The organism is Anaerolineae bacterium, assembly GCA_035529315.1.
Taxonomy (GTDB): domain Bacteria; phylum Desulfobacterota; class Desulfobacteria; order Desulfobacterales; family ETH-SRB1; genus Desulfaltia.
Genome location: DATKWZ010000054.1, coordinates 1 through 14,017 on the forward strand (window position 1 = coordinate 1; position 14,017 = coordinate 14,017).

Below are 14,017 nucleotides of genomic sequence, written 5' to 3' on the forward strand. Positions count from 1 at the left end.
GAGATGGTTATGCCTGGAGACAATGTAACCATTACGGCTGATTTGATAACGCCGATAGCTATGGAGAAGGAGTTGAGGTTTGCGATAAGGGAAGGCGGTCGGACTGTCGGCGCCGGAGTGGTAAGTGAAATAATTGAATAATGGCGAAGGAGTCTGATCGTGAGAACAATCATCACCCTTGCATGCTCTGAATGCAAAAGAAGAAATTATACAACAACAAAAAATAAACGTACAACACCGGATAAGCTGGAATTCAGCAAGTATTGTAAATTTTGCAGAAAACATATTTTGCATAAAGAGACCAAATAAAAACAAAATGATTATGCAGGCCAGTAGCTCTAACGGTAGAGCGTCGGACTCCAAATCCGGGTGTTGGGGGTTCGAATCCCTCCTGGCCTGCCAAATCATTTTGTAAGGGTTTTGTTTAAGGTCTGATAAGTTAATTTAGGTGAACAATGGGACAGTTACAAAAGAAAAAGCCTGCAAGCAAGAAGAAAGACAAGAATAAAAGTGTTGATGTAACGATATCATCACAGCCCGAAGGTAATCTTGCCATAAAGAAAGCTGCGTTAGTTGCGGGCTCTTCCGGGACTGTAAAAATAAAGCAAACTTTACCGCAGAAGAAACCGGCAAGCTGGACCGGGCAGGATAATAATTACCTGAATAAGGGATTGCAGTTCCTCCGAGAAGTTAAGGTCGAGCTTAAGAAGGTAGTATGGCCTACACGCAAGCAGACACTTGGCTCGACCCTTGTTGTGATAATACTTGTCATGATAATAGCGCTTTTTCTCGGGATGGTTGATATTGGTTTGTCAGGTCTGGTACGTGTGTTTATTCAATAATATGAGGAGAAGAAAAGAGTGGCTCTAAAATGGTATATAGTCCACGTTTATTCCGGCTTTGAAAATAAAGTTAAAGCAGCCTTGGAAGAGCGAGCAGCCTCCTCCTCTCATGCTGAAAAATTTGGAGAAATTGTTGTACCGACCGAGAAGATAGTTGAATTGATTAAAGGGAAAAGAAAGGAATCGTCTCGCAAGTTCTATCCGGGATATATTTTGGTTAAAATGGAGCTGGATGATGAAACATGGCATATAGTAAATGATACGGCAAAGGTTACCGGATTTTTAGGCGGCAGAAAAAAACCGAGCTCCATTTCCGACGAGGAGGTCGAGCAGATTTTAAGCCGTATGGAGAGCGGCAAATTAAAGCCAAAGCCAAAATTCTTTTTTGAGTTCGGAGACGAAATTCGCGTTATAGACGGTCCTTTTACTAATTTTAATGGAACAGTAGAAGAAGTTAATCCTGAAAAGGGAAAGATAAGAGTTCTGGTAAGTATATTCGGTCGTTTAACTCCCGTAGAATTGGAATTTGTACAAGTTGCAAAGCTATAATAAGGATTAAAGTGTCTAAAGTGAGCTAAAGTGCCTAAAGTTATGGTACGCCTTTGGCGTGTTAATTGATAACCCAAAAATACAGAAGTTTGCCCACTTGTGCTTTGATGGCTTGATAAACCTATATAACACGGCATTCCGCCCAAGCGGGATTAACTTTAAGCACTTTAATATACTTTAGCTCACTTTAGGCACTCATGTCCGCACCGAAGGTGCACTAACTTGATTTAGGAGTAAAAAGAAAATGGCAAAAAAGATTATTGCACAGATAAAACTTCAGGTTAAAGCCGGTCAGGCAAATCCATCCCCTCCAATCGGTCCTGCCTTGGGACAGCATGGAGTAAATATAATGGATTTTTGTAAGGCTTTTAATGCCAGAACGGCTAATGATGAGGGGATGATTACACCTGTTGTTATAACTGTTTATCACGATAGAACATTTACATTTGTTACCAAGACGCCGCCCGCAGCCGTTCTTTTAAAACAGGCGGCAAAGATAGCCAAGGGCGCAGGTGACCCAAAGCGTGATAGAGTTGGTGAGGTTACCCGGCAGCAGGTCGAAGAGATAGCTAAACAGAAGATGACGGATTTGAACGCTTATGATTTAGATGCTGCGTGCAAAATAATCGCCGGTACGGCCAGAAGTATGGGGATTGCTGTTGTCTGAGATAAGGAGCGTGTGAAAGAAGATGCCAAAGAGAGGAAAAAAATATTTAAAATCCAGCGAAAGGGTTGTTAACGAGACAAGGCATCATTTTGCCGAGGCTGTTAATAAGGCAATAGAGTTATCGTATGCTAAATTTGATGAAACTATTGATGTCGCAATTCGTTTAGGAGTTGATCCCAGGCATGCCGACCAGATGGTTCGAGGAACGGTTGTTTTGCCTAATGGTCTTGGCAAGGAGATAAGAGTTCTGGTATTTGCTAAGGGGGCGAAGGAAAAGGAGGCGCTTGATGCCGGCGCAGATTTTGTCGGGAGTGACGATCTCATTGAAAAAATTAAAGGCGGATGGTTCGGCTTTGATAAGGCTGTCGCTACTCCGGACATTATGGGTTCTGTGGGAAAGATAGGAAAACTTCTTGGGCCAAGAGGGCTCATGCCGAATGCAAAAACAGGAACGGTTACTTTTGATGTTGCCAGGGCGGTTGTCGAGCTCAAGGCTGGTAAGATAGATTTTAGGGTTGAAAAAGCGGGTATAGTCCATGCTCCCATGGGCAAGGTTTCTTTTGGGGCGGAAAAGATCGTTCAGAACTTTGGCGCCTTGTTAGAGACTATCATGCGTCTCAAACCGGCTTCCAGCAAGGGAATCTACCTGAGAAGTATTGTAATGTCAACGACCATGGGGCCTGGAATAAAGGTAGATGCGGCCAGCATCAAGGACTTAACCAGATAATATTAAAAAGAAGCAGATAATAGGATTATTTTGCAAGAGACTTAATACTACTGTCAAAGACCGTAGGCGCATTTTTTTATGTTTAATCGGTATTTCCGGCCTACCGAGGCAGATTTATGGTTCGAGTGTTTCCTCCGGTTTTTTTACAGCTTAGGAGAGGAGGTGTGGTAATTTTTGAAAACAGATGAAAAAAAGAAAATTGTAGAAGATATTCGCAAAAGGTTTTCAGAGTCAAAGATCGTAATTCTTACAGACTATAACGGCCTTGATGTGGAAAACATTAATGAGCTGCGCAGAAAACTTAAAGAATCAGAAGTTGAATATAAGGTAGCCAAAAACACTTTTTTTATAAGAGCTTCTGAAGGCACAGATGCTGAATTAATAAAAGATAGTTTTAAAGGTCCTAGCGCTGTTGCCTTAAGTTACAATGATCCTGTAGCTCCAGCCAGGTTATTGACTGAGTTTGCAGGCTCCCATGAAGCGTTTAAAATTAAAGTGGGCGTAATGGACGGCAAGATACTTGACCTGACTGCAATCAGGAATCTGTCAGCTCTGCCTTCAAGGGAGGTGCTTTTAGGTAACCTGCTTTCAGTTATGAGCGGTGTTCCGACTGCGCTTGTAAGAGCATTAAATGATATTCCAGTTAGGTTGTTAAACGTTTTGCAGGCAATAAAAGAGCAAAAAGAAGCGGCCTGACATTAACCAAGATATAGATAGTAACTTTGACTAACTTAAAAAATAAAACCTGATGAATTCAACTTTTTATGAATTCATTAATTCTGGAGGAAAAATAAAATGGCAGATATTACCAAAGATGATGTTATTGAGTTTGTAGCAAATATGTCGGTACTTGAGCTTTCCGAACTTATCAAGGAGATGGAGGAGAAGTTTGGAGTTTCTGCAGCAGCGCCTGTTGCGATGATGATGTCGGGTGCCGTTGATACGGGTGCAGGCGCCAAAGAGGAAGAAAAGACGGAGTTTAACGTTATTCTAACCGGTTTTGGTGATAAGAAAATTCAGGTGATCAAGGAAGTCAGGGCTATTACCGGTCTTGGGCTTAAAGATGCCAAAACTCTGGTTGACGGAGTTCCTGCGCCGGTTAAGGAAGGTATTGCCAAAGATGAGGCAGAAAAAATAAAGACCCAGCTTGAAGAAGCCGGAGCCCAGGTTGAATTAAAATAACTAGCCGATAGATAAATTGGTGACCCAGAATTTCAACCTAAATATTTGGAGATGCTATGTCGGAAAGTCTTTTAGCGAGTAAGCGAATAAGGAAAAACTTCAGCAAAATACGGAAGATCATTGAGATTCCAAATCTTATAAGTATGCAAATGGAATCATTCAAACGTTTTATGCAAATGGATGTCCCTCCTGAAAAGCGTAAGGATATTGGATTGCAGTCTGTATTCAAGTCTGTGTTCCCGATAAAAGACTTTACCGGAAGCGCTTCCCTTGAATTTGTATCTTACAGGCTGTGCGACATTAAGCATAGTATAGAGGAATGTGTCCATAGGGGTATGAGTTATGAAATACCCATGCGTATTACTGCAAGGCTTGTTGTGTATGATATTGATAAGGAGGCTCAAACTTCCAATATCCGCGATATAAAGGAGCAGGAGATATACTTTGGTACCATTCCCTTGATGACGGAAAAGGGTACATTTGTCATTAATGGAACTGAGCGGGTTATAGTAAGCCAGCTTCACCGGTCATCCGGTGTTTTTTTCGATCACGACAAAGGTAAGACACATGCCAGCGGCAAGATAATATATACCTCTAGAATCATTCCTGTACGTGGTTCCTGGATTGATATGGAAATAGATCATAAAGGTATAGTTTATATCAGGATTGACAGACGACGTAAATTTCCTATTACAATGCTCTTCAAGTCCTTTGGCTACTCTTCCGAAGATATTCTTGCTTATTTCTATAAAACTGAAAAGATTATTTTGCGTGGCAAAAGTTATTTCAAGGAATTCAAGAGCGCAAGCAGATTTGTTCAGGATAGCCTTAAGGGTCAGCGTGCTGCCCGGGATATCAAATGCTCTAAAACCGGAGAGGTTATTGTAAAAAAAGGCCGAATAATAACCCAGCGTTCAGTTAAGCTAATGAAATCGCTGGACATAGAAAGTATTGCGATAGATGTTGAATATGTTTTGGGCAGGGTATTTGCATCGACAATACATAATCCAGATACAGGAAGTCCTATCGTCAAATGCAATGAAACTGTTGATGATGAAGCTTTGAAAAAGTTGAAAGATGCCGGTATAAATCAATTTGAGCTGCTTTTTATTGATGGCGTGCGCTATAGTGATTCCATATGCAGGACACTTTTGCTGGATATGGTTGAAAAAAGAGAGGAGGCGCTGGTTGAAATATACAGAAGGCTTAGGCCAGGGAACCCTCCTGTTCCCGAGGTAGCCCAGGAGTTTCTTGACAATCTGTTTTTCAAGTCAACCTATTATGATCTTTCAGGTGTGGGGCGTATGAAGATTAATCTGCGCCTTGGCATTAACACTTCGATTGATTTAAGGATATTAAGAAAAGAGGATATACTTCTTACGGCAAAAACTCTTATAGAGCTCAGGGATACCAAAGGTGCTGTTGATGATATTGATCATCTTGGAAATAGGCGGGTACGAGCGGTAGGCGAACTTCTTGAAAATCAGTATCGTATCGGACTGGTCCGTATGGAACGGGCAATTAAAGAGAGGATGAGCCTGCAGGAGGTTGACGCTCTTATGCCTCATGACCTTGTCAATTCAAAACCGGTTTCCGCTGTTGTTAAAGAGTTTTTCGGAACAAGCCAGCTTAGCCAGTTTATGGATCAGACCAACCTTATTTCAGAAATGACTCATAAACGACGTCTTAGCGCTCTTGGACCAGGCGGGCTGACTCGTGAACGCGCTGGTTTTGAAGTTAGGGATGTGCATCCATCCCATTACGGGAGAATCTGCCCTATTGAAACCCCGGAAGGCCCCAATATCGGCCTTATTGTTTCTCTTAGCATCTATGCCAGAGTTAATGAATATGGATTTATTGAAACACCATACAGCGTTGTTAAAGATGCTACTGTAACTGATGATGTCAGGTTTCTTACCGCCTTTGAAGAAAAGGAACATCCAATTGCGCAGGGCAATGCTCCTCTTGATAAAAAAAGGAAGTTTATTAACCCGCTTGTAACATCACGCGTGGCGGGTGAGTTTATGATGATTAAAAAGGAAGATATTGAGTTGATGGATGTCTCTCCCAACCAGTTGGTAAGCGTATCTGCATCACTTATTCCTTTTCTGGAAAATGATGATGCAAACAGAGCGTTAATGGGGTCAAACATGCAGCGTCAGGCAGTGCCTTTACTTGTTAGCCAGGCTCCTTTGGTCGGGACAGGAATTGAGGGGGTGGCTGCAAAGGATTCAGGTGTAACAATAGTTGCTAAGAGGGACGGTATTGTTGTTGACGTGGATGCTTCTCGTATAGTTGTAAAACATGATTGCCCCGGTTCTTCTGATAATGACTGCCAAAAGCCCGTTACTGTTTATAGCCTTTCAAAATTTATACGTTCCAATCAGAATACATGCTTTAACCACCGGCCGATTATCAGAAAAGGTCAAAAAGTAAAAGCCGGAGACATAATTGCGGACGGACCCGCAACAGATAAAGGTGAGCTAGCGCTTGGCAAGAATGTAACAGTGGCTTTTATGCCGTGGGATGGTTATAATTTTGAGGATTCCATCCTTCTCAATGAAAGACTTGTAAGGGACGGAATATATACATCGGTTCACATTGAAGAATTTGAAATTGTAGCGAGGGATACCAAACTTGGGAAAGAGGATATTACACGTGACATCCCTAATGTCGGAGATGAAGCGCTAAAGAACCTGGATGAAAGTGGCATCATAAGGCTTGGCGCTGAAGTCAGTCAGGGAGATATCCTGGTGGGTAAGATTACTCCAAAGGGTGAATCTCAGCTTTCTCCTGAAGAAAAGCTGTTGCGCGCCATATTTGGTGAAAAAGCCGGAGATGTTAAGGATACCTCTCTGAGGGTGCCTCCGGGAGTCGAAGGAATAGTTGTTGATGCCAAGGTGTTTTCGAGACGAGGCACTGAAAAAGATGCGCGTACTTCCATGATCGAAGACATGGAAACCGCTTCTCTTAAAAGAGACAGAGATGATGAACTTAGAGTGATTGACGATGTGGTTCATAGTCGTCTTGAAAAATTACTTATAGGCCGGATATGCTCATCACAATTAAAGAAGAATCGAAAGGTATTGATTGAAAAGGATGTAAAGATAGATTCAGGTATGCTTGCCGGGATACCTGTTTCTCATCTTGAAGGGATTGTTTTAAAAGATCCAAAACGCACTGAGCAGGTACATGATGTTCTGAAGATGTATAGACATCAATGCGAACTTTGCAGGGAGGTTTTTGAGCAGCGGGTTGGTCGATTTGAAAAAGGTGATGATCTTCTTCCAGGTATTATTAAGATGGTCAAGGTTTATGTGGCTATAAAACGGAAGCTTTCGGTTGGTGACAAGATGGCGGGTCGCCACGGCAATAAGGGGGTTGTCTCTAAGATTCTTCCTCAGGAAGACGCCCCTTACTTTAGTGATGGAACTCCTGTTGATATGGTGCTTAATCCGTTGGGTGTTCCTTCCAGGATGAATGTCGGGCAGATCCTGGAAATTCACCTTGGTTATGCCGCGCAGGGCCTTGGTGATCAAATCAACAAACTGGTTGAGGAACAAAAAATCAAAGCCCTTAGAGAAAAAATGAAACAGATATTTTCGGCCCAGACAGAATGGAAGATGATTGAGAGCTTGTCCGATAAGGAGCTATCCTGTTTTGCAGAGGAGTATAAAAATGGTGTTCACATGGCAACACCGGTTTTTGATGGCGCAAATGAGGATGAAATCAAGGCTCTTCTGGATGAGGCCGGACTGAGTACATCCGGTCAGGTTACATTGTATGATGGCCGCACAGGAAAGCCTTTTAATGAAAAGATTACTGTTGGAGCAATGTATATGATGAAACTTCATCATCTTGTTGATGACAAGATGCATGCAAGATCCATCGGGCCTTATTCACTTGTAACCCAGCAGCCTCTGGGAGGAAAGGCCCAGTTTGGAGGTCAGCGACTTGGTGAAATGGAGGTTTGGGCAATGGAGGCTTATGGAGCCGCTTATGCGCTGCAGGAGTTTATTACGGTTAAGTCTGATGACATGGCAGGAAGAACACGCATGTATGAAAAGATTGTAAAAGGTCAAAACGTACTGGAGCCCGGTCTGCCTGAGTCTTTTAAGGTTTTGACAAAAGAGTTGCAGAGTTTGGGCCTGGATATAACCCTTCTGGAAGAAAAACAGTAAAACACAATTTTTAACACCCGACACGTTTCGTAAAAGTGATTTTTTAACTCTTTATGAGTTCATTATAATTAGGAAATATAAAATGGAAACTCTATACGATTTTTTTGCTAAGCCTGTTAATCCAAAACATTATACAGGTATTAAGATTGGGCTGGCATCGCCGGAGCAGATTCTAAAATGGTCGAACGGAGAGATTAAAAAGCCGGAGACAGTCAATTATCGTACATTTAAACCGGAACGAGATGGTCTTTTCTGCGCAAAGATTTTTGGCCCTACTAAGGACTATGAATGCAACTGCGGCAAGTATAAACGCATGAAACACAGGGGTGTTATTTGTGAAAAGTGCGGAGTGGAGGTTATTCAGTCCAAAGTGCGAAGAGAGCGTATGGCGCATATCAAACTTGCCACCCCTTGCGCACATATATGGTTTTTAAAAAGTCTTCCAAGCAAGATCGGCAATCTGCTGGATCTTACCCTTAAAAGTATTGAAAAGGTTCTTTATTTTGATAACTATATTGTTATTGATCCAAAGGATACGGGTTTAACCCGTGGCGAGCTTTTATCGGAAGATAAATATCATGAAGCTCTTGAGACTTATGAGGCAAAATTTGAAGCAGGCATAGGGGCTGAGGCTGTAAAGGAACTTTTGAAAAGAATAAATCTTGATGAAGAATATAAAAAGCTGAGGGAAGATATTAGCGCCACGAGTTCAGTTCTAAAGCGTCAAAAACTTGCCAAACGGCTCAAGATAGTCGATTCTTTCAGGCGATCAGGATTGGACCCTGCTTGGATGATAATGGATGTTATTCCCGTTCTTCCTCCTGATTTGCGCCCATTGGTCCCTCTTGAGGGTGGTAGATTTGCCACATCTGATCTAAATGACCTTTATCGCAGGGTTATTAACCGAAATAATCGTTTAAAACGCCTGATTGACTTAAACGCCCCGGATATTATTGTTCGAAATGAAAAAAGGATGCTTCAGGAATCGGTTGATGTCCTCTTTGATAACGGCCGGCATGGCAGAGTTATTACAGGGACCAACAAGCGTCCATTAAAATCTCTTAGCGATACTTTAAAGGGAAAGCAGGGCCGTTTTCGCCAGAATTTGCTTGGGAAGAGGGTAGATTATTCCGGCCGTACGGTTATAACAATTGGACCGAATCTCAGGCTTCACCAGTGCGGCCTGCCAAAAAAGATGGCACTTGAGTTGTTCAAGCCTTTTGTTTATTGTCGCCTTGAGCAGAAAGAGCTTGTTTCCACGGTAAAGAGCGCTAAGAAGATGGTAGAACGCGAGATTCCGGAAGTTTGGGACACACTGGATGAGGTGGTTAAGGAGTATCCGGTTATGCTTAACCGTGCTCCTACGCTCCATCGGTTGGGTATTCAGGCCTTTGAGCCTATCCTGATTGAAGGTAAGGCTATTCAGCTGCACCCTCTGGTTTGCACCGCATTTAATGCTGACTTTGACGGAGATCAAATGGCTGTTCATGTGCCTCTTTCTGTAGAAGCGCAAATAGAGGCTAGAGCTTTAATGCTGTCCAGTAATAACATTCTTTCTCCTGCAAGTGGAAGTCCGATTATTATTCCAAGCCAGGATATTGTTCTCGGCATCTATTATATGACAAGAGAGATAGGTGGAGTTAAAGGGGAGGGCAAGATTTTTGCCGATCCTGATGAGGTTAGGTCCGCATATGATTCAAAAGCGGTTGATCTTCATGCCAAAATTGTTGTTCGGATAGGCGGGGAAAGGGTAGAAACAACAGTGGGACGTATTCTGCTGTGGGAAATCATGCCTCAGGATAACATTTTGTCGATAAGACATATCATGGTTTCTTCCGAGGATGAAATAAAGCTTGTGCTTAAAAAGATAAACTCAGGTGCCATTTTTGCGGATATGGTTAATAAGTATTCTCAAAGTCTTGACAAGGAAAATGATGGGATCCTCGGCTTACTTGCAAAAGATGAGTTTAAGAGGACGTTTGATATAAAAGAGGCCGAAGTTGATGCGGTTTTTTCTCTTGCACCCGGGAAAATCAGCGACATAATATTTGCCAACGACGGTTATCATATTTTTGAAATAATCAGCAAACGTCCGGAGATACCTTTTTATACAGTCAACAAGGTGATGAATAAAAAAGCGTTAAGCGATCTTGTTGATTATGTGTACAGGAGTCGCGGGGCAAAGGCTACGGTCATCCTTTCCGACAGATTGAAAGATATTGGCTACAGATACTCAACAAAAGGGGGTCTTTCTATTTCGATTGACGATATGATTATTCCAGAAGCTAAATGGAATATTCTAAAAAAAGCGGAAAAGCAGGTCAGCGAGATGAAAGGGCAGTATACTGAAGGTTTAATAACCCAGGGTGAAAAATATAATAAGGTCGTGGATATATGGGCAAAGGCGACGGATGATGTGGCTGATGAGATGATGAAATCCATGAAGATGGCCTCGACAATCGATAAGAAAGGAGCCCCGGTTTTTGATAAAAAGGGAAAGCAGGTTGCCAGGGAAGGTTTCAACTCAATATATATGATGGCTGATTCAGGCGCCAGAGGCAGTAAGGATCAGATGCGCCAGTTGGCAGGTATGCGCGGCCTTATGGCAAAGCCCTCGGGTGAGATTATTGAAACTCCTATTACAGCTAATTTCAGGGAAGGACTTTCCGTGCTTCAATATTTTATTTCAACCCATGGTGCCAGGAAGGGTCTCGCAGATACAGCGTTAAAGACGGCAAACTCAGGATATCTTACAAGGCGGCTTGCAGATGTTGCTCAAGACTGTGTTGTATCTGAAGATGATTGCGGGACCATGTTGGGGGTTGAGGTTGAAGCCCTAATGGAGGGAGGAGAAGTTATCCAGCGTATTGGCGAACGTATTTTAGGCCGTATCGCCATGGAGGATGTCCGCGATCCATTTACGGATGAGGTGCTTGTAAAGAATGGAGCGGAGTTCAACGAACCATTGGTACAGAGGATTGAAGAGGCCGGCCTGACAAAAGTAAAGATAAGGTCGGTTCTGACTTGCAAGTCAGAACGTGGTGTATGCACTAAATGCTATGGCCGTGACCTTTCCCATGGAAGAACGGTTGAAATAGGTCAGGCTGTGGGAATTATGGCTGCGCAATCGATTGGTGAGCCTGGAACACAGTTAACCATGCGGACTTTTCACATTGGAGGAACGGCCAGTCGTCGAGCTGAACAGGCGGATATAAAAGCTCGAGTAAGTGGAACGATAAAGTATGTCGACCTTAATGTCGTAAAAAATGATGAAAACGAATTTGTGGTTATGGACCGCCGCGGCGGTGAATTCGCAATAATCGGTGATAAAGGGCGAGAGAGGGAGCGATTTCCTGTTATATATGGCGCTCATCTTGTTGTGCGTGATGGGCAGAAGGTCAAGGCCGGCGATCTTCTCACAAAGTGGGATCCATATACAACACCAATTATTACAGAGATTGACGGAATTATTAAATTTGGCGACATTGTGCCAGGAAAGACCATGCAGGAAAAAGTGGACCCTGTTACAGGCAAATCAAGTCGTATGATTATCGAAAGCAAAAGCACCGATGAAGTTCCAAGGATTTCCATTAAAGATAAATCCGGCAAGACAGGCAAGCTCTCGATATCAAAGGGAGTCGCGCGTTATTTATTGCCTGTTAATGCTATCCTTCTGGTTGATGAAGGAGATGAAGTTAAGGCAGGTACGGTTCTTGCCAAGCTTCCGCGTGCAACAACTAAAACCAAGGATATTACAGGGGGTCTTCCCAGGGTGGCCGAGCTTTTTGAGGTGCGCAAGCCAAAAGAGATTGCTGTTTTGAGCGAAATAGATGGATATGTTTCCATATCAAAAAGCACAAAAAAGGATAAACAGAAAGTAACTATAACGCCATTAGATGCTGGTGATATAAAGGAATATCTTATTCAACGCGGCAAACATATAAATGTTTTTGAAGGTGATTTTATTAGAGCCGGCGAACCTATTATTAGCGGTGCGGCTATTCCACAGGATATTTTAAATATAAAGGGTGAGATAGCATTGGCTCGCTATCTTGTTGATGAAGTTCAGGAAGTATACCGTTTGCAGGGCGTTCGGATTAATGATAAACATATAGAGGTAATCGTTCAGCAGATGATGAGACGAGTTAAGGTTGTTGATGCCGGAGATACGGATCTCGTTGCTGAGGAGCAGATGGAAAAAACCAAATTTGAGGAAGTTAACAGGGCTGTGGTCGAAAAAGGCGGGAAACCCGCTGTTGCCGAAGCCCTTATCCTTGGAATTACTAAGGCGTCGCTTAGCACAGATAGTTTTATTTCTGCGGCTTCATTTCAGGAAACGACTAAAGTCCTGACAAATGCCAGCATCGCCGGCACTGTCGATCATTTACGCGGCCTTAAGGAAAATGTAATAATGGGGAGAATTATTCCCGCTGGTACAGGTATTTATTTATATAATGATGTGGCTGTTGATCAGAAAACCAGCCTTACAGGGTAAACACATTTGGAATTTTATCAGGTTTTAAATATATTTAACTTAAAATTATTGCATAAAATGCTTGACAATTAAGCTTTATATATGTAAAAAGTTATCTTTTGTGAAAACTTGATAATCTCGTTAAATATTATTCGGCTGCTTGAGGCCGTCAGAGCTTTGCAAATATAATTATATAGTGAGTGTATAGTAGTTTAAGGGGAGAATATGCCGACCATTAACCAGTTAGTTAGACAGGGCAGAAAGAGGATAAAGAAGAAAACCGGCACACCGGCGCTAAAGAATGCCCCGCAAAAGAGGGGGGTATGCACGCGTGTTTACACTTCGACTCCTAAGAAACCTAATTCTGCTTTGCGAAAGGTTGCCAGGGTCAGGCTGACTACCGGTGTTGAGGTTACAGCTTATATCCCTGGTGTGGGCCATAATCTTCAAGAGCATTCCGTTGTTCTTGTTCGTGGGGGGCGTGTAAAGGATCTACCTGGTGTAAGATATCATATAGTCAGGGGAATTCTTGATACTCTCGGGGTTGATGGCCGAAAACAAAGCAGATCAAAGTATGGTGCAAAAAGGCCGAAGTAATTTGTATTGAGACTTTGAGCCCGTTGGTTATTGATTTGAGAAAATTTGGGAAACGTTTTGCCTAAGATTTTAGCAAAAAAAAACAAGAGATAAGCAGATAAATGGTGTAATATATGCCGAGAAGAAGAGAAGTACCTGAACGTATTATTGTTCCTGATTCAAAGTATAACAGCAAGATGGTAGCAAAATTCATAAAGGCTATAATGCGGGACGGCAAAAAAAGTCTGGCAGAGTCAATAGTCTACGATGCATTTGATATCATTGAGAAAAAGACAGGTGAAGTTCCGCTGAAAATTTTCGAAAAAGCCGTTGATAATGTAAAACCGATCATCGAAGTAAAGTCACGGCGTGTCGGAGGCTCAACTTATCAGGTTCCAACTGAAATTCGTCAGTCACGTCGAGCTGCTTTAGGTATTAGGTGGATTATAAATTATGCGCGTAACAGGTCGGAAAAGAGCATGTCCGGCAAACTTGCGGGCGAGTTTTTAGATGCCTTTGGTAAGAAAGGGGCTTCCATTAAGAAAAAAGAAGATACACACAAGATGGCCGAGGCAAACAAGGCATTTGCTCATTATCGATGGTAGGAATTTTAAAAGCTCAAAACTAAAGAGATTGCAATAACCTGGTTTGAGCTTTTAACTGTTGTGCTAAAGTACGGGAGGTAGATGACATGGCTAAGGAGAAGTTTGATCGTACTAAGCCGCATGTAAATGTAGGGACTATAGGTCATATAGATCACGGCAAGACAACGTTAACGGCGGCGATAACAAAGCATTTGGGATTAAAGGGCATGGCCGA

13 protein-coding genes and 1 tRNA gene are annotated in these 14,017 nt (G+C 42.5%); all 14 read left to right on the top strand.

The window, feature by feature from the left end; all coding sequences use genetic code 11:
- On the top strand, positions 1–141 hold a 141-nt coding region (tuf, locus tag VMW78_10055), incomplete at its 5' end, for an elongation factor Tu (GenBank protein ID HUV51345.1).
- Positions 142–156: 15 nt separating this feature from the next.
- Positions 157–309 (top strand): 50S ribosomal protein L33, encoded by a 153-nt coding sequence (rpmG, locus tag VMW78_10060; protein ID HUV51346.1) that lies wholly within the window; start codon positions 157–159, stop codon positions 307–309.
- A 17-nt stretch (positions 310–326) separates the two neighbouring features.
- Positions 327–402, top strand: a tRNA-Trp gene (locus tag VMW78_10065).
- Positions 403–455: 53 nt separating this feature from the next.
- Positions 456–842 (top strand): preprotein translocase subunit SecE, encoded by a 387-nt coding sequence (secE, locus tag VMW78_10070; protein HUV51347.1) that lies wholly within the window; start codon positions 456–458, stop codon positions 840–842.
- 18 nt (positions 843–860) lie between these two features.
- Positions 861–1,391 (top strand): transcription termination/antitermination protein NusG, encoded by a 531-nt coding sequence (nusG, locus tag VMW78_10075; GenBank protein HUV51348.1) that lies wholly within the window; start codon positions 861–863, stop codon positions 1,389–1,391.
- Positions 1,392–1,635: 244 nt separating this feature from the next.
- A complete protein-coding gene (gene rplK, locus VMW78_10080) occupies positions 1,636–2,058 on the top strand; it encodes a 50S ribosomal protein L11 (protein HUV51349.1) in 423 nt (140 codons plus the stop codon).
- 22 nt (positions 2,059–2,080) lie between these two features.
- Positions 2,081–2,785, top strand: a complete 705-nt coding sequence (rplA, locus tag VMW78_10085; GenBank protein HUV51350.1) for a 50S ribosomal protein L1 — start codon at positions 2,081–2,083, stop codon at positions 2,783–2,785.
- 174 nt (positions 2,786–2,959) lie between these two features.
- A complete protein-coding gene (rplJ, locus tag VMW78_10090) occupies positions 2,960–3,481 on the top strand; it encodes a 50S ribosomal protein L10 (protein ID HUV51351.1) in 522 nt (173 codons plus the stop codon).
- A 99-nt stretch (positions 3,482–3,580) separates the two neighbouring features.
- The gene (gene rplL / locus VMW78_10095; GenBank protein ID HUV51352.1) at positions 3,581–3,967 is read left to right on the top strand and encodes a 50S ribosomal protein L7/L12; all 387 of its coding nucleotides are present in this window, start codon (positions 3,581–3,583) and stop codon (positions 3,965–3,967) included.
- Positions 3,968–4,023: 56 nt separating this feature from the next.
- The gene (rpoB, locus tag VMW78_10100; protein HUV51353.1) at positions 4,024–8,148 is read left to right on the top strand and encodes a DNA-directed RNA polymerase subunit beta; all 4,125 of its coding nucleotides are present in this window, start codon (positions 4,024–4,026) and stop codon (positions 8,146–8,148) included.
- 82 nt (positions 8,149–8,230) lie between these two features.
- A complete protein-coding gene (gene rpoC / locus VMW78_10105; protein ID HUV51354.1) occupies positions 8,231–12,643 on the top strand; it encodes a DNA-directed RNA polymerase subunit beta' in 4,413 nt (1,470 codons plus the stop codon).
- 204 nt (positions 12,644–12,847) lie between these two features.
- Positions 12,848–13,219, top strand: a complete 372-nt coding sequence (gene rpsL / locus VMW78_10110) for a 30S ribosomal protein S12 (protein ID HUV51355.1) — start codon at positions 12,848–12,850, stop codon at positions 13,217–13,219.
- Between the two features lie 113 nt (positions 13,220–13,332).
- Positions 13,333–13,803 (top strand): 30S ribosomal protein S7, encoded by a 471-nt coding sequence (gene rpsG, locus VMW78_10115; GenBank protein ID HUV51356.1) that lies wholly within the window; start codon positions 13,333–13,335, stop codon positions 13,801–13,803.
- 86 nt (positions 13,804–13,889) lie between these two features.
- Positions 13,890–14,017 (top strand): GTP-binding protein (locus tag VMW78_10120; protein HUV51357.1); only part of this gene is annotated, 128 nt, incomplete at its 3' end.